The following is a 446-nucleotide window of genomic DNA, read 5'->3' as shown; positions in this document are numbered from 1 at the left end:
CCACCAGACAAAACGCAATACTTCATAATCTATCATTTGACGACTCCTGTCTTAGCGTGCCGGCTGAGAAGTCACATTGGACTGCTCAAAGTGATAGCGACCGGTTTTCAGGCTGCTTGGGCCGAGTCGTGCAAACTTGAACATTAAGAACAATTCTGCCACCAGGAACAGGGTATACAGGCCACAAATCAGGATCATGGAGAACAATAGGTCACCTACTGTTAACGATGAGTTTGCAACCTCCGTTGGTAACACCTCACCGATCGCCCATGGCTGACGACCATATTCGGCAACAAACCAACCTGCTTCTACAGCACTCCACGGCAGTGGAATACCGTAAAGCGCCGCACGCAGCAGCCATTTTTTCTCACCGATACGGTTACGACTTATGCTCCAGAAGGACAACGCAATAATGGCCAGCAGCAATAAGCCGCACGCCACCATGA

At 50.0% G+C, this 446-nt stretch carries 1 protein-coding gene; it reads right to left on the bottom strand.

Features of this window, described 5'->3' with window-relative positions:
• Positions 1-51: 51 nt before the first annotated feature.
• The coding region (locus ACU8YC_RS27660) for a cytochrome ubiquinol oxidase subunit I (protein WP_446896349.1) at positions 52-446 on the bottom strand (395 nt) is incomplete at its 5' end.

This window comes from Citrobacter sp. VF227, from assembly GCF_052950715.1.
The sequence above is the reverse complement of the archived record's forward strand: the minus strand, read 5'-3'. Positions and strand labels throughout refer to the sequence as shown.